The following is a 15,329-nucleotide window of genomic DNA, read 5'->3' as shown; positions in this document are numbered from 1 at the left end:
TATGACTCCCTTTTTATAATTATAAAAAAAGAGCGGCAGTACTCTCACCTGCCGCTCCCGCATCATTATGATCTTACTTTGAGATGACGAAAACTCCGCCGCAATGTGAAAATGGATAAAAAGTACATTCTCCGATCTGAGTGATCGAGCGATTGATTTCGCTATTAACTAAGTAAAATTCATCACTATCCCAATCACCTATGTGATCTTCACGACACTTTTCAAGGTCTTCCCTTGTTTCAAAAGCAATATCACCGATGAATAACTTTCCGTCTTCCTCCAATCGGGAAACAAGCGTAGAAATAAAGGAAAGTTTGGCTTCATCCGTTAAGTGATGCAAAGTATACGTGCTAATAATCGCATCATATTTATTGTCACTAATTTCAGGGGGTAAACCATTTGAAATATCCCACTCTAACAAATTGGCATCAGGCATTTTAGCTTGGGCCAAAGCAATCATTTGCGATGAAAAGTCTAACCCATCCACCTGGTGTCCATTTTCATACAATTTGCTTGTTAAAACCCCTGTGCCGAACCCAATATCCAAAACTTTTGAATGCTTCTTTTTCATTACTTCATTAAATATAGTGTTTAATATTTCTTTATACCCCGCAAAAGGATATGAATGATTTTCTTCACTAATCTGGACGGTTTCATCGTAATTATCCGCCCATAAATTAAACCCGCGGTTATTTAACATGAATGCTCCTCCTGTACTGATAAAATTTAGCGAGCATTCCATTCGAATGATGAATTACTCGCATTGACCTCCAACAAATTGATTTTTCCGATTAAAAAAATACATGTGCATCACACCTTTCAATCTATACCTAATTTCTACCGTACCATCAAAGAATGTCCTCTATTCCCCTTTTTCATTTTGTCCTGTTATGAGTACGAATAAGCAGCAGTAATCGTTTCACATCATGAGATAAATACGGGGAGAACCTCCTGGATTCTAATAATAGGTTTAGAGTTAAGTTTAGTGATAAATACTAAAATTAAATATATGAAATGAGCTTGTTTTCCTTAACGTTTAAATATTTCAGACATAAATGTTTAATAAGTTAAATTCATTTTTTATTCAAATAATAGAATTTATGAATCGTTTTAATGATTATGCCGTTCTCTATCACACCCCCATTCATACAATAAATGGAAAGGAGATAGGAGAATATGCCTTCAATTCAAACTCAAGGACTTATTTATGAGGTAAGGTCAGGGGATACACTTTATTCGATTGCTGAGAAATTCGGAAGTACTATCAAGGGAATAGAAAGAGCTAACCATTTGTTTCCACCTGTAACAGATAGAGGATTGATCTTCCCAGGCGATGTACTTGTAATTCCCACTTCAACCTCTAATCCTATTATGAGTTATATTATCGCAAAGGGGAATACCCTCAATGCAATTGCACAAATGTTTAGTACGCATGTAGATCTTCTTGCAGGGATCAATCAAATCGAGAATTCTAATTTGATTAAACTCGGCCAGCGGCTTATTGTTCCTGCATTCACATATAAGATTGTCAGTGGGGACACGCTTCATTCAATTTCCAGGCAGTTTGGTGTTTCTATAGCTGATATTGAGAAAGCAAATGCCGACCGTCCTGGTTTCCAGAAAGATGTCATTTGGCCGGACTATCACTTAATTATTCCAATTCCAACTTCAAGGAATATACTTGTAACCCGTCCATTGCCAGGTGCTGTAGTTACTAATAACCAGCGTGTATCCGGCTATGCCCGAGTTTTTGAAGCTGTAGTCAATTATCAGCTAAGAGATAGTAATGGAGTAATTGTCACAAATGAACGCTTTGCTACTACTAGTGAAGGAGCACCAGCTTATGGTTCATTTAGTGCAGAGCTTCCATTTGACCGCCATCCAACCTCAGATTCAGGAGAACTGCGGGTTTATAGCCGAAGTCCAAAAGACGGCAGTATACAAGACCTTGTAAAAATCAAGGTATATTTCTAAAAGAAAGGAAAAGTAAGATAAATAGTGAATTAGCCTAATAAAAACTCTCAGAGCCAGTCGCTCTGAGAGTTTTTAATGCTGGGAGATTACTTTCATAGATTTTCACTCTCTTGTACCTTTACCTATGGATATGAGTACTCCTTTCACCTCTGCCTTTTGCAAGTTTTTGCTGTTGGAACATCACGGCTGATAAGAAGTCCAATAATAGACAGAATTAGTAAACACAAGTTGAAAGTGAGTGGACTAAAAGGATGAATCAACGTACTCGGATCGCTGATAGTTGCAGATAAGGTTAGTACGGGAAATACGATCGTCTGCAGCCAAAATAACCGTCTGCGATGCTTAGTAAAAAGCCACACCACTCCGAATATGACCTCTGCAATTCCTGCTCCTAGAACAACCGCAGAGGGCTGAATAGAATTCCCAGGTAATAAACTTGCTGCCATGGCTAATTCTTCCGGATGCATGTTCATTAATTTCGGTACCAAGCCGTGGTAAAACCATATAAAAGCGAATAAAAAGTAAGCATCCAGTAGATAGCGAAACGTATGTATTGAGATCCTGGAGCTTCACCTTTCTCCATCCAGCGTTTTAATACATCAAAACTTACGGAAGTCGCCCAGCCTATTATAGGACGAAACAAACAAAAGTCCAGCCATTCACCCAGTTTACCGAACCGTGTTTGATAATTATACTGGGTTAAAAACGTTAAGGAAGAGTCTTCATTCTGAATGTATTTCCAATACCCTTTCACTTCTGTAATAAGAGATAGCTTTTGGTCACTGCCAAAGTGTAAGGAAGATGTTCTAGAGCCATCCTTACCATTAAAGCTCCCCACGCTTCTCCCCCATCCTTCTACTGCTAGACCAAATCCAATCTTCGTTTTATAAACGAACTCTTGAAGAGCACTTTCATGATCTTTTGGTAGATAGGTAATTGAAGAAAATCGAAGGTCCCATTGCTGGTGTAATTCAGGGGTATGTGAAGAACTCCAAAGATCCTTCATCTCAGCATTTATTGGTATCTCTACATATATTGGTTTCCTTTTCATAGAGCCCCTCGCTTTATTCATAATTTTTCCATGGATTCCGTCTAAAGATAGGATGAGAAGAACCTTACTGTGCTTCTCATATCAATTATTTCAAAACTATTAGATTAACTCAACTTTTATTCAAAGAGCAGCTTACAAGGACAACGAACACCGAATCTTAAAATCCAAAAATGGAAAATATTTTAAATGTAACGTTTACATTACATTTAAAATTGTATATAATCAAATTATGTAAGGTGCACATTACATAAGAAAGGTCGTTAACGATGAAACATGGAGTTCGAAATGCTGTAAAAGCCATTAGGAAAGAAAAGAGACTCACTCAGGATCAATTAGCTGAAAAGGTTCTTGTAACAAGGCAAACAATTATTGCCATAGAAAAACAAAGGTATGAACCTTCTATCGGGACAACATTAAAATTAGCCAAAGTGCTAGGATGTCCGGTGGAGAAATTATTCTGGATTGAAGGAGAGGATTGCCATGAACGTAACGCATAAAACCAAGTTTATTTTGAAGATGACCATTCCATGCTTATTGTTTTATTTTTATTTTTCTCAATCCCACTCGATCCTCACCTTACTAACTGCCATAGCTGCAACCCTGCAATATGGAGCGATGGGTCTTGAAATACACAAGGAGAGGAAATGGAACAAAGTAAAACTTGAACATGATCAACGAACACGTGCAAATGATTATTTTGCTGGATATATCACTTATTGGTTAATAATCATTTTACTATTCGGGGGAAGTACTCTAGTTATTAACACCGATATCCCTCTGTCTTTTCCTAAGCTTGCTGCCTTCATCATACTAGCAAGTTTCATTTTAAGATGGATCATACGCGGCTACCTCAATAATCGGGATGTAATTGAAGAAAGCCTTTAGTATAAAAATTCAAACGTGGTACACTCTCTATGCCGCTCCGGAAATCCCCCCATTTTTTCCGGAGTTGCAGGTATACCTCCTTGCGCTGAACACTCCGAGGTCAACACTAGTTTTCAACTTTTAGACAAAAAAATGCCAATGCTCATAGGAGCATTGGCCAAAGAGACGACTGGTAAACTTTTGAGTGAGGGAATTAATGTTATGAAAAAGCCCTTCTGAGAAAAAGAAGCTTTTTCACAAAAACACTCATCAGTAATAAATATTACTGACCTATTTACGGCTACCAGGCCGTAAATAGTAGGTTGCAAATAAGCATGACGCTTATCTATATCCTATTGTAATATATTCTAGGTCTTCTATCACCGAAAAGATTTTGCGGAAGACCGCAAACGGTTGCGCCATTACTATATTATGACATCCGAATCTCTTTATAACCATGCCTGACAGCGCGCATCTGTGATTTCAAATAAATCCCATCGATCGGACTATTGCCATTTTCAAACTAAATTCAATCTTAAAACTAATATGTTGAGATAATATTTACTTCTAGCCGGGGTTTACCAGCTTCTCCCGCAAGTTTTTCCGCAAAATTTTCCCAGTCGTATTTTTCGGAAGTTCTGTCATAAATTCTATAGACGTAGGCACTTTATACTTCACGAGATGTTCGCTGCAGTAACTGATAAGCGTTTCTGCGGTTAGGGACGGATTATTGGTAACGACGAAGCTCATTACAGCTTCCCCTGTTTGAGGATCTGGGGCTCCCACAACGGCTGTTTCTGTCACTTCTGGGTGATTGTAAAGTACTTCCTCCACTTCTCTTGGGTACACATTATACCCGCCGACAAGAATCATATCTTTTTTTCGATCCACAATATAGAAATACCCTTCATCATCCACACGAGCCATATCTCCGGTATAAAGCCAGCCGTCCCGGATAGTGACCTCGGTTTCTTCCGGCATCTTATAATACCCTCTCATTACATTCGGACCTTTTACTACCAGTTCTCCTACTTCGCCTGCGGGTACTTCTTCCCCTAGTTCATCAACTACTTTATTTACGACGTTTTTGATATTTGTCCCAATCGAACCAGGTTTACGCGGGCGGTCTAATGGATTAAAGGCAGTGACCGGGGAGGCTTCAGAAAGACCATAGCCTTCAGAAACTTGGACATTGAAATGCTTTTCAAATGAATTTAGCAGAGCAACAGGCAGAGAAGAACCGCCGGAAATACAAATTCTCATATGTCTGAAGCTCTCCGCTTCCTCCTGTCCTTTATGGAGCAAGTAATTATACATCGTTGGAACGCCGGCAAATACGGTAGCTTGTTCGTTCTCCGCAGCATCGAAGACGGCTTGCGGGGAAAACTTAGGAATAACGAGGACAGTCCCTCCGTTCATTAATGGAGCATTCAGAGCTACGGTCAGGCAAAACACATGGAACATAGGTAAAGCAGCAATGACCCGGTCCTCATTATTAAATTGTAAGTAATCAGCCACATCCGAGGCATTGGAGTATAAATTGCGGTGCGTCAGCATAGCTCCCTTTGGTTTGCCCGTAGTCCCAGAAGTGTAAAGTATAACCGCAACGTCTTCCGGATCAAGCTCCGGACGATCGAAGTGAAGCGAACCTTCTGCCACCACTTTTGTAAACGGTTTCATTTTATCGTTTAATGAGGATTCGGAAAGGGACATGCCAGTCCCGGTATCAGCGGCAAAGTAGTCCTGGACATTCAGGCCATCATCCATATGTTCAAATTTCTCTAAAAGCACATCCATAGTGATGACTGCTTTCACGTCACCATTTTTCAAAATGTAGCTCATCTCATCTACTGTGTAAGTCGGATTAATCGGAATTACCGTAACCCCAGCTCTCAGAGAACCGTAAAGACCAATCATAAATAAGGGACTATTTCCACTTACTAATGCTACATGGTCTCCTTTTCCATACCCTAACGCTTTGAGGCTTGAGGCGAACTTAGTTACAGAAGCATCAAACTCTTCATAGCTTACCCGCTGTCCTTGAAATAGGTAAGCATCTTTAGAAGGGTTGTTTTGAGCGACTATGCCTAACTGATCACTTAAATTCATTATTGAGCATCCCCCTATGTATTTATAATGAATGAATAGTCATTCATTATATTAGTAAAAATATTCAATTTAATTATAAAATACTAAAAATTAATTAGCAACTCGTATAGAATGAACTTCCTTGGATAAAAAAAGCCGGTGCCCTGTAAAGAGCACCGACTCGGTTATTCATTAGTAAATCATATCAAGAAAATCCGTTCTGTCAATTTTTCCAAGGTAGTAAGAAATATCTTTATCTTCAAGCGCTTCAGCCAGTGCTTCACGCTCATACCGAGCACCAATTAATGCCTCTTCTATTTCACTAATATCTCCTACCCCAAAGAAATCGCCGTAAATTTTAGCATTTCGAATATAGCCTTTCGCAACGTCCAAACGAATGTCATAGCTTCCCGCTCCTTCAATTCGTTTCGTATGCTGAATATTAAATTTAGGGGACTTTCCATAATTCCACTCCCAATTCTTATACCGTTCATCGGCAAGTTTATGAATGCCTTCCCAATCCTTCTCTGTCAGCCGATATTGCGGGACATCATTAACATCTTCCACATCAAAAATGTAACGCAGAATTAAATCTTTAAATTCTTCCATGGTAATCTTTTCTTCGAGAAACTCAGAGATATTGGCAACACGGCTGCGAATCGATTTAATTCCTTTTGATTTAATTTTTTCAGTTTTTACATTTAAAGCGGAAACCACATTTTCTATTTCAGAATCTAGCATGAGCGTACCGTGGCTGAACATCCGCCCCCGGGTGGTGAATTGGGCATTTCCGGAGATTTTTCTGCCATCGACTACGATATCATTCCTGCCTGATAGTTCTGCTCCTACGCCAAGTTTCTGCAGCGCCTGAGTTACCGGCTCTGTAAATTTAGCAAAGTCGTGAAAGCTGTCTCCATCATCTTTAGTAATAAAACTAAAACTTAAATTCCCGAGGTCATGGTAGACGGCACCCCCTCCGGACAAACGTCGGACCACGTGAATTCCGTTCTTATCCACGTAATCCGTGTTTATTTCCTCCACTGTGTTCTGGTTTTTCCCAATAATAATTGAAGGTTCGTTAATGTAAAAGAGAAGGTACGTTTCATTAATATCTAGGTTTTTTAATGCGTATTCTTCTATAGCTAAATTGATGTGAGGATCATTAATTCCCTCATGGTCAATAAACAGCATACGTGTCATCCTTTCTGATGATATTTTCCTCCTCCTATTGTAATAAAACCGCCACCAATAAACAATTTATTGAGCGCTTCCTTTCCAGGTAAGTCCTTCCTTCGCTACAAAAATATGCCCATTAAACTGATCTTCTGCTTCCTGTCTCAGTCTCGTTAATTCACCAAAATGAGGAAGATGACTGAGCCACAGAGTTTCTACTTTTGCTTCCTGAGCTATAGAGGCCGCTTCCTCACTCGTCATATGCCCCGGTCCGCTGCCATCCATTCCTTTGAAAAAGTTGGTATCTGTAATAAGGAGGCTGGCATGCTTGGCGAAACTTGCCCACTCTGGAAAATAACTAGTATCAGCCGTGTAAACCAGATCGTCCTCTCCGTCCGATATTCTCATACCAAAACAAGGAACGGGGTGATTCGTCCTTTGGAAATCAATCGTGAACGGCCCAATCTGTAAAGTTTCTTCAGGCAGATAAGCTACCCCTTTAGTAAATTGATGGGACAATTGTGAAAAGGCAGCCTTATTCTCTTCATGACCATAAATCGGTAAAACGTCTTCCGAACCACTCAAAGTATTCTGAACAAGCCAGGAATACTGAAGTGGTCCGATGTCAGCGATATGATCATTATGATAGTGGGACAGGATCACTGCATCAAGATCTTTCACATGAATAAACTGCTGAAGCCGTGATAAGACTCCACTGCCGCAGTCGACTAGTAATTTATACCCGTTATGTTCTACTAAATAGCCGGAAGTAGCACTGCCAGCAGCTGGGTATGCACCCCAATAACCTATAATTGTCACTTTCATTATAATCTCTCCCTATAACTATTTGACTAATTATCAATTGTTTTATAACAGGTGGTTGATTTATGCATATTGTTATAATACAATGATTTTACATTAAAGAATTTGGAGGGGATCAATCGATGATGAACGTCCTTGAATTTTTCAGAAATCTTCCTAAGAAACAATGCTCCAATTGCGGCAAAACCATTCAGGAACAAGCAGACTGTTATGGAAATCTTTGCGAGAAATGTGACCATCCCGCCCGCTAAGAGATGCAGGCGAGATAAACAGAGGGTGAATGATTTTTCTTTTGGAGCAGCTAATCTAAGCTGCTTTTTTTGTTATAATACAGTTTTTTTGAGCAAGGATGTTCTGGTTCGTCATTTACGCTTCTGAAAATCTACATCATCTTATCCTACTTTTTTACTATACCCGCACTTACCTTAACAAAATCTGCTGATCGAAAGAACTAAAAATAAAAAATCCACGAAGTCGTGGATTTTTTTATTGCAGAGATAATTTTTTTCTTTTCGTAGAATTTCTAACTAGTAACTCATGATCATAGACGAAACGTTGATCGTTTCTTTGACTTTTGTGAATGATTTGACTGCACAATACCTCAATCGTTTTCTCTGCCATTTCCCGTACGGGCTGCTCTACAGTAGTAATGGAGGGCACCATCAGCAGAGAGATCATTTGATTGTCGAAACCTACTACAGCGATATCTGCTGGAATCTCCCATTCTGATTCACTAGCCTCGTAAATAATCCCTGCTGCTACCTCATCAGAACCCGTAAAGATTCCATCGACTTCTGGGAAATGCTTGGTAAGATAGTGGAAGACCTTCTGGCCATCACTCACATCCAATGCCCAGTCAATGATCATTTCTGAATGAAACGGAATAGCATGGTCCTGGAGGGCCTGGGTGAAACCTAATTTTCTTTCATAGGCAGCATGACTTTCATGCCCCCCGCTGACGTAAGCAATCTGTTTACAGCCTTGATCAATTAAATGACTAGTAGATTCATAGGCTGCTCTTCTCTGATCCATATGAATCATCGATACCTGTGCTTCTTCTTTATATTCGTTGCATAATACAATAGGTCCAGATTCCAAATACGGCTCGATGTCGCACCAATCGTTAATGACTGATGCCATCACCACGCCATCCACTTGTTTCGTTTTCAACAGCTGCAAATAATCCAGTTCTTTCTGCTTCGAATCATGAGTCTGGCAGACAATCACCTGATATCCCCACTCTGAAGCTTTCTCTTCCATAGCCTCTATTAAATTACCGAAAAAAGGGTTTCTTAATCTAGGTAATAACACAGCAATCGTTTCTGTTTTTTGACTGCGTAATCTTCTTGCGGATGAATTAGGTACGTATCCAAGTTCCTTCATTGCCTGAAGAATCCGACTCTTCTTTTCGTCAGTCACGTAAGGCTGATCGTTAATCACTCGTGATACGGTGGTCCTTGAAAGCCCCGCCAGCTTTGCTACATCTTCAATCGTAGCCATTCTTATTCCCCCTGCTGTCAGCTTGGTTATGAAATCGCTTTCAGTTTCAAGCATACTAATCCTCTCATTGACTTGCAAGAGTTTTCTGTATTAATAAATAGAAAAAACTGCCATCTATCAATGGCAGCCTTCTCTATTCAAAATGAAAATAATCTAATATTTGTTGAACCGCTGCTTCCCCTTGATCAATACAATCAGGAAGACCAATCCCCCGATATGAGCCGCCTGCTAAGCAAACGCCTGGAAGCTGCTCTTTCATTTGATTAGTAATTGCATCTAATCTATCTTTATGACCGACCGTATATTGCGGCATAGCGTTCGGCCAGCGGGATACTACAGAAAAATCCGGTCGTGCTTTAATCTTCATCGTTTTGTTTAAATCGCGGAGTACAATCTCCGTAATTTCTTCATCCGAAAGATCTACCACTTCCTGATCATTGGGTTTCCCAACAAAGCAGCGGAGAAGTACTTTCCCTTCCGGTGTGGAATGCGGCCACTTCTTGTGAGCCCACGTGCAAGCAGTTATGCGAAAATCGCTATTGCGTGAGACAACAAAGCCTGTTCCGTTAATATCTTTTTTTATCGCAGAGGCATCAAATGCCATCGCTACATTCGCTACCGATGTCGCCTGGGCTTCTTTGAAAGACTTAAAGATATCATACTGCGGAAGCATTCGTTCACAAGCATAGTGAGGAGCCGCAATGATAACGCCATCTGCTTTCTCCACGGTTCCATCACTAAGCAGCACATGATACTTTTTCTCTTTCTTCTCAATGTGATCGACTTTCGTATTCAATTGAACGGTATCCGGATCTAAGTGTGATTCTATCGCTTTCACTAATGATCCCAGGCCGTGAGTAAAGGTTCGAAACATGCTCGGCTTTTTCGCCTTCTTATCCGGCTTGGGCCGGGTTTTTCTAAGCCCTTTAATTAAACTGCCATATTCCTGTTCTAAATCGTAGAAGTTTGGGAAAGTCGATTGTAAGCTTAATTGATCAATATCCCCGGCATATATTCCAGATAACAAGGGTTCAATTAGATTTTCAACCACCTGATTTCCTAACCTTCTCCGGAAAAACAAACCGAGGGATTGATCGTCAGGTTTCTTTTTAGCAGGTTTAATTAAATCGAGACCTGCCCTAAGCTTACCTAGTGGAGAAAACAGCCCCGATATAAGAAACGGCCGGACTCGTGTCGGGACTCCCATAAAAGAGCCACTCGGCATTTTGTGCAATTTACCCTGGACTAATATATACGATTGTCCTGTACCATTAGGCACTAGCTCGTCCCCAAGACCAACCTCTTCCGCCAGTCTCGTTGCGCTCTTTTTTCTTTCAAGAAAGGAATCCGGTCCCCGTTCAATCGTAAATCCATCTCTCTTCACAGTTTCAATCTTACCACCAAGCTGACTGCCTGCTTCGATGAGCTTAACCTCAAGCGGCAGATTCTTTTCCCTTGCTTCTTTTTGTAAATAAAAAGCAGCTGTAAGACCTGCGATTCCTCCGCCTGCGATCACGACCTTCTTAACATCAGTCATAAAGAGACTGCACCTCGATTTTATCCAGTACTACATTAGCTAAAGTATCAATAAATTTCGGGTGAGTGTTTGGCATTTCCGGGCGATAGTAGTTTGCTCCTATTTCTTCACATACGACTTTGCACTCGTAGTCATTATCATATAGTACTTCTAAATGATCGGAGACAAAGCCTACCGGCGCATAAACAAAAGATGTATAGCCTTTCTTCTCATACAAGTCTCTTGTTAAATCCTGCACGTCCGGCCCTATCCAAGGATCCGGGGTGTTCCCTTCACTTTGCCAGCCGATTTCATATTGTGAGATCCCGGTGGCTTTCGATATTAATTCTGCTGTTTTCTTCAATTGATCCGGATAGGGATCTCCGCCTTCCAGGATCTTTTCAGGTAGGCTGTGAGCAGAAACAATCAGGCAGGTTTTCTGTTGTTCTTCTTCAGAAATTTTGGCATATTCTTCCAGAATTTTTTCTTTCCAGTATTGAATAAATCCTGGAGCATCATACCAGCTTTCAACCGAACGAATCGTAATGCCGTGCTTCTCTGCCTCTTCCTGAGCGCGGCCGTTGTAAGATTTCACGCTGAACGTAGAGTAGTGTGGAGCAAGTACAATCGAAACAGCTTCCTCAATACCGTCGCGCGCCATTTGTTCCACGGCATCTTCAACAAAAGGTTCAATATGCTTCAATCCTAAATATAATTTAAATTCTACTTCGCTCTGTTTACCATTTAGGGATTTCTGAAGCGCTTTTCCCTGATCCTCCGTGATCGTTGCGAGCGGAGAAATTCCGCCAATAGCATCATAACGGTTTCTTAAATCCAGAAGCATTTCCTCAGATGGTTTGCGTCCTCTGCGGATATGAGTGTAATATCTTTCTAAATCTTCTTCTTTATATGGAGTACCATAGGCCATTACCAGCAGCCCAACTTGCTTTTTCGCCATTATTGTCACCTCTTAATTCGATTTGGAATAGTCATGAATCAACTGAGTCAGCCTTTTCAACGTTTCCGGCTGTATGTCAGGGGTCACCCCATGGCCTAAATTAAAAATGTGAGCCGGGTGGTTTTTCCCTTCATCGACTATACGCTTTGCCCGCTCCTCGATAACATTCCAGTCGGATAGCAGAATGGAAGGATCCAGATTCCCCTGAAGCGGTTTCGTAATCCCAAGCTCTCTCGCTTCTGGAATGGATAGACGCCAATCCAACCCTACTACATCACAAGGTAAGTCGTTCCATTCCAGAGCTAAGTGTCTTGCTCCCACACCAAATAAAATGAGTGGAACTTCTTCTGTTTTCAATTCAGTAAATATCCGATCCATTACAGGCTTAATAAACACACGATAGTCCTCGGCATTGAGTGCTCCCACCCAGGAATCAAATATTTGAATTGCCTTCGCTCCAGCTGCTGTCTGTGCCCGGACATATGTAATGACCATGTCTGCCAGCTTATCCATGAGAAGAAACCAGGTTTGGGGTTCGCTGTACATTAGGGATTTAGTCTTATTATAATTCTTCGAAGGGCCGCCCTCAATCATATAGCTTGCAAGCGTGAATGGGGCACCACTAAATCCTATCAATGGCACATTTAATTGCTCCCTGGTTAATAGGCGAATAGTGTCTAGTACATAAGGCACGTCAGATTCGGGATCAATCTCTCCCAGTTTTTCCACATCTGCCTTCGTCTTCACTGGGTTGTGAATCACCGGCCCTATCCCTTTCTTAATCTCTACGTCTACTCCAATTGCAGGGAGCGGTGACATAATGTCTTTATATAATATAGCTGCATCGACTCCGTACTGTTCAACCGGAAGCCGCGTGACATAAGCACATAGCTCCGGCTGATGAGTAATTTCAAATAGCGAATATTTCTCCTTCAGTTTACGGTATTCAGGCTGTGATCTTCCCGCCTGACGCATAAACCAAACAGGGGTGTGTGATGTTTCTTCTCCTCGAAAAGCTTTTAATATCGTGTCATTGAATTCGTTTGTCATGATTAAATACTCCTTTACCAGCGTTCATCTTTCATCCGATTTTACTATACCGATTATTTAATCTTCTGTATAGAGAAAGTACTTTCTTGTCACAAGATTGTGCTTTTATTCACAGCTTGAATTGTATAGAAACTTGATTCGATGGGTCTCCCTCTCTGCCGGTGAGCGGATCAACAGGAACGACGTAATAATTTCTCTGCTTAAATACATTAAATCCAGTCACGGTGTATGTTCCTTTTCCCTTCACTTCTCCTATGTTAACATCATCTCCATCTTCCACACGATAAATGCGGTAAATGATACGATTGTCTCCGGCCGGGGTCCACTCCAGTTCTCCCTTTAATAGAGAAATCCCGCCAAAGGAGAGCTGGCTTGTTAAATCTTTGATTTCGGGCAGATGGACAGGCTTAGGCAGCGACTTTACTCCTTCAGGTACAGGGAACTCAGATTTCAAATTCTTTCTCTGATCGATTTCCGTCAAAATTGACTTCATGAGTTTAGTTGGATATTCACTTCCGCCATTCAAGTAATAATCTTTGCCTGCTTGATCATAGCCCATCCAAAGAGATCCAGCATATTCCGGCGTGTATCCCGCAAACCACACATCTTTATTCTTCCCTTTTACAGTGGGGTGCTGCTGTGTTCCAGTCTTGCCGGCTAAGGCTTTCGAATAACTCCCTGGTTTAGCTGTTCCTGCTTCAACAGTAGTTTGCAGCATTTCTGTCAAATCCCATGCCGCTTGTTTATTAAAGACTTGTGTCGCAGAAGCGGTATGCCTCTCGATTACTTTGCCATTTCGATCGATAATTCGCTGAATAGTAAAGCTGTCCATTACTTTTCCGTTGTTTGCTAAACTGCCATAGGCATCAGTCATCTGCAGGGTGGAATATCCCTTGCTTAGCCCTCCCAGTGCGATAGCAAGTCCCTTGTCGCTGGTTTCCAAACCAAGGTTCTTTAAGTACTCCTTGGAGTTAGAGATACCGATCTGATCCAGCAGCCATACAGCTGGTGCATTCTTGGATTCAACTAGTGCCTCATACAAAGACACAGCTCCGTTATACTGGTCATCATAGTTCCGTGGTTGATAATCTCCATAATTATTAGGTTCATCTACAAGTAACGAATAAGGAACAAAACGAGGACCTGATAATGCCGGACCATATACAGCAAGTGGTTTAATGGTAGACCCGGGCTGATGCTTGGTCATTACTCTGTTAAGGTCACCGTGGTTGAAATTCCTGCCGCCTACCGCTGCCACAATAGCTCCGCTTGAGGTATCCATCATCGTTAAAGCCCCTTCTACTTGCTTTTTTGAACCTGGGACGAACTCGCCATTTTTCATTTGCTTGGCAGCAATCCTTTGAATGTCTGGGTCCATCTCTGCAACAATTCGATAACCCCCTCGTTTTAATTCATCACGCGAGAGGTTATAGCGATCGGCAGCTTCTTGAATCACTAAGTCTACATAACTATTCGACCACGTCTCTTCTTTTTGCTTAGTTTTACTTACAGCAAGTGTTGTCCCTTGCATCCTGAGCATTTTGTTCACTTTGATCATTCCCAAATCTTCCATGCGTGAAAGGACGAGATCACGTCTCCGCTTCGCTTCTTGGGGATGATCAAATGGGGAATAATGGTTAGGGGCTTTGGGAAGTCCCGCGAGCAGGGCACCCTGCGCAGTCGATAATTCGGAGACATCTTTATTAAAATAATGACGGGCAGCCGCTCCAATCCCGTACACTCCGTCTCCAAAATAAATTTGGTTCAAATACAGTTCTAACAATTCATCTTTCGAATAATTGCGTTCTAAATAAATGGCCCCCATGACTTCTTTTGTTTTTCTCATATAAGTTTTATCATTCGTTAAGTACACATTTTTCACTAATTGCTGAGTGATGGTACTCCCGCCCTCTACTTTCTTCCTTGCCGCTACATCGCGAAAAATCGCTCTGCCGATCGACTGGACATCAATGCCGGCATGTTGATAAAAGCGGCTGTCTTCAATAGCAACGAAAGCATTCTGTACAGGCTTCGGGATATCGGATAAAGGTACGACCTGACGATGCTTTGAGTATATTTCCTCGATTACTTGGCCATCCTTTGTTTCCACGGTGGATAAGGAATCGAATACCAGTTTTTTATCGTCCACGACAACTCTTCCGCCGAAAATAATAATAAAATAACCTAAGAGAGCTAATAATAACGAGCCTGTAACTATCATGACAGGCCATTTAAACCGGCGGATCCAACGGGGGAAATCCGGCAGTTGGTCTTTAATGTTCAACAGCACATGCACCCTTTCTAAAATCCTCATGAGGTCCTCTTTTAACTTG

General features: G+C 41.2%; 15 protein-coding genes. 4 read left to right on the top strand and 11 right to left on the bottom strand.

Annotated elements, in window-relative coordinates:
- Positions 1-73: 73 nt before the first annotated feature.
- On the bottom strand, positions 74-700 hold the full coding sequence (locus Q7A53_RS06990; RefSeq protein WP_411788423.1) for a class I SAM-dependent methyltransferase: 627 nt from the start codon (positions 698-700) through the stop codon (positions 74-76).
- 476 nt (positions 701-1,176) lie between these two features.
- On the opposite strand from Q7A53_RS06990, the gene Q7A53_RS06985 reads away from it, so the two are divergent.
- Positions 1,177-1,974: a LysM peptidoglycan-binding domain-containing protein gene (locus tag Q7A53_RS06985; protein WP_411788422.1), complete on the top strand. Its 798-nt coding sequence runs from the start codon at positions 1,177-1,179 to the stop codon at positions 1,972-1,974.
- 143 nt (positions 1,975-2,117) lie between these two features.
- Here Q7A53_RS06985 and Q7A53_RS06980 read toward each other — a convergent pair whose 3' ends face one another.
- On the bottom strand, positions 2,118-2,447 hold the full coding sequence (locus Q7A53_RS06980; protein WP_411788421.1) for a DoxX-like family protein: 330 nt from the start codon (positions 2,445-2,447) through the stop codon (positions 2,118-2,120).
- Positions 2,447-3,025, bottom strand: coding sequence for a hypothetical protein (locus Q7A53_RS06975; RefSeq protein ID WP_411788420.1), 579 nt, complete (start codon positions 3,023-3,025; stop codon positions 2,447-2,449). Before Q7A53_RS06975 ends, Q7A53_RS06980 begins: the two co-directional genes overlap by 1 nt.
- Positions 3,026-3,291: 266 nt before the next feature.
- Here Q7A53_RS06975 and Q7A53_RS06970 point away from each other — a divergent pair, with 266 nt between their 5' ends.
- Together Q7A53_RS06970 and Q7A53_RS06965 are read left to right on the top strand one after the other, a co-directional pair.
- A complete protein-coding gene (locus Q7A53_RS06970) occupies positions 3,292-3,522 on the top strand; it encodes a helix-turn-helix transcriptional regulator (protein WP_411788419.1) in 231 nt (76 codons plus the stop codon).
- Positions 3,506-3,910, top strand: a complete 405-nt coding sequence (locus tag Q7A53_RS06965) for a hypothetical protein (RefSeq protein ID WP_411788418.1) — start codon at positions 3,506-3,508, stop codon at positions 3,908-3,910. Before Q7A53_RS06970 ends, Q7A53_RS06965 begins: the two co-directional genes overlap by 17 nt.
- 546 nt (positions 3,911-4,456) lie before the next feature.
- On the opposite strand, the gene Q7A53_RS06960 is transcribed toward Q7A53_RS06965, so the two are convergent.
- From Q7A53_RS06960 to Q7A53_RS06950, 3 genes are all read right to left on the bottom strand, one after another.
- On the bottom strand, positions 4,457-5,998 hold the full coding sequence (locus Q7A53_RS06960) for a fatty acid--CoA ligase family protein (protein WP_411788417.1): 1,542 nt from the start codon (positions 5,996-5,998) through the stop codon (positions 4,457-4,459).
- A 171-nt stretch (positions 5,999-6,169) separates the two neighbouring features.
- Positions 6,170-7,168 carry a lipoate--protein ligase gene (locus tag Q7A53_RS06955; RefSeq protein ID WP_411788416.1) on the bottom strand — a complete coding sequence of 333 codons (999 nt, stop codon included), beginning with the start codon at positions 7,166-7,168 and terminating at the stop codon, positions 6,170-6,172.
- Positions 7,169-7,234: 66 nt separating this feature from the next.
- Positions 7,235-7,975, bottom strand: a complete 741-nt coding sequence (locus tag Q7A53_RS06950; RefSeq protein ID WP_411788415.1) for an MBL fold metallo-hydrolase — start codon at positions 7,973-7,975, stop codon at positions 7,235-7,237.
- Positions 7,976-8,094: 119 nt separating this feature from the next.
- Here Q7A53_RS06950 and yhfH point away from each other — a divergent pair, with 119 nt between their 5' ends.
- Positions 8,095-8,223: a protein YhfH gene (gene yhfH, locus Q7A53_RS06945; protein ID WP_411788414.1), complete on the top strand. Its 129-nt coding sequence runs from the start codon at positions 8,095-8,097 to the stop codon at positions 8,221-8,223.
- Between the two features lie 235 nt (positions 8,224-8,458).
- Here yhfH and Q7A53_RS06940 read toward each other — a convergent pair whose 3' ends face one another.
- From Q7A53_RS06940 to Q7A53_RS06920, 5 genes are all read right to left on the bottom strand, one after another.
- The gene (locus Q7A53_RS06940; protein ID WP_411788413.1) at positions 8,459-9,472 is read right to left on the bottom strand and encodes a LacI family DNA-binding transcriptional regulator; all 1,014 of its coding nucleotides are present in this window, start codon (positions 9,470-9,472) and stop codon (positions 8,459-8,461) included.
- Positions 9,473-9,605: 133 nt separating this feature from the next.
- Positions 9,606-11,009 carry a protoporphyrinogen oxidase gene (gene hemY, locus Q7A53_RS06935; RefSeq protein ID WP_411788412.1) on the bottom strand — a complete coding sequence of 468 codons (1,404 nt, stop codon included), beginning with the start codon at positions 11,007-11,009 and terminating at the stop codon, positions 9,606-9,608.
- The gene (gene hemH, locus Q7A53_RS06930) at positions 11,002-11,946 is read right to left on the bottom strand and encodes a ferrochelatase (protein ID WP_411788411.1); all 945 of its coding nucleotides are present in this window, start codon (positions 11,944-11,946) and stop codon (positions 11,002-11,004) included. Before hemH ends, hemY begins: the two co-directional genes overlap by 8 nt.
- 12 nt (positions 11,947-11,958) lie before the next feature.
- On the bottom strand, positions 11,959-12,996 hold the full coding sequence (gene hemE, locus Q7A53_RS06925; RefSeq protein WP_411788410.1) for a uroporphyrinogen decarboxylase: 1,038 nt from the start codon (positions 12,994-12,996) through the stop codon (positions 11,959-11,961).
- Positions 12,997-13,105: 109 nt separating this feature from the next.
- Positions 13,106-15,310, bottom strand: a complete 2,205-nt coding sequence (locus tag Q7A53_RS06920; protein WP_411788409.1) for a transglycosylase domain-containing protein — start codon at positions 15,308-15,310, stop codon at positions 13,106-13,108.
- Positions 15,311-15,329 lie beyond the last annotated feature (19 nt).

The organism is Halobacillus rhizosphaerae (assembly GCF_046719735.1).
In the GTDB taxonomy this organism is placed as follows: Bacteria; Bacillota; Bacilli; order Bacillales; family Halobacillaceae; genus Halobacillus_B; species Halobacillus_B rhizosphaerae.
This window is presented reverse-complemented; position numbering and strand designations above follow the sequence as displayed.

Excerpts from the sequence above, each read along its gene's own strand:
- Q7A53_RS06990 (WP_411788423.1), bottom strand. The coding sequence starts at position 700 with ATGTTAAATAACCGCGGGTTTAATTTATGGGCGGATAATTACGATGAA.
- Q7A53_RS06985 (WP_411788422.1), top strand. The coding sequence starts at position 1,177 with ATGCCTTCAATTCAAACTCAAGGACTTATTTATGAGGTAAGGTCAGGG.
- Q7A53_RS06980 (WP_411788421.1), bottom strand. The coding sequence starts at position 2,447 with ATGAACATGCATCCGGAAGAATTAGCCATGGCAGCAAGTTTATTACCT.
- Q7A53_RS06975 (WP_411788420.1), bottom strand. The coding sequence starts at position 3,025 with ATGAAAAGGAAACCAATATATGTAGAGATACCAATAAATGCTGAGATG.
- Q7A53_RS06970 (WP_411788419.1), top strand. The coding sequence starts at position 3,292 with ATGAAACATGGAGTTCGAAATGCTGTAAAAGCCATTAGGAAAGAAAAG.
- Q7A53_RS06965 (WP_411788418.1), top strand. The coding sequence starts at position 3,506 with ATGAACGTAACGCATAAAACCAAGTTTATTTTGAAGATGACCATTCCA.
- Q7A53_RS06960 (WP_411788417.1), bottom strand. The coding sequence starts at position 5,998 with ATGAATTTAAGTGATCAGTTAGGCATAGTCGCTCAAAACAACCCTTCT.
- Q7A53_RS06955 (WP_411788416.1), bottom strand. The coding sequence starts at position 7,168 with ATGCTGTTTATTGACCATGAGGGAATTAATGATCCTCACATCAATTTA.
- Q7A53_RS06950 (WP_411788415.1), bottom strand. The coding sequence starts at position 7,975 with ATGAAAGTGACAATTATAGGTTATTGGGGTGCATACCCAGCTGCTGGC.
- yhfH (WP_411788414.1), top strand. The coding sequence starts at position 8,095 with ATGATGAACGTCCTTGAATTTTTCAGAAATCTTCCTAAGAAACAATGC.
- Q7A53_RS06940 (WP_411788413.1), bottom strand. The coding sequence starts at position 9,472 with ATGGCTACGATTGAAGATGTAGCAAAGCTGGCGGGGCTTTCAAGGACC.
- hemY (WP_411788412.1), bottom strand. The coding sequence starts at position 11,009 with ATGACTGATGTTAAGAAGGTCGTGATCGCAGGCGGAGGAATCGCAGGT.
- hemH (WP_411788411.1), bottom strand. The coding sequence starts at position 11,946 with ATGGCGAAAAAGCAAGTTGGGCTGCTGGTAATGGCCTATGGTACTCCA.
- hemE (WP_411788410.1), bottom strand. The coding sequence starts at position 12,996 with ATGACAAACGAATTCAATGACACGATATTAAAAGCTTTTCGAGGAGAA.
- Q7A53_RS06920 (WP_411788409.1), bottom strand. The coding sequence starts at position 15,310 with ATGAGGATTTTAGAAAGGGTGCATGTGCTGTTGAACATTAAAGACCAA.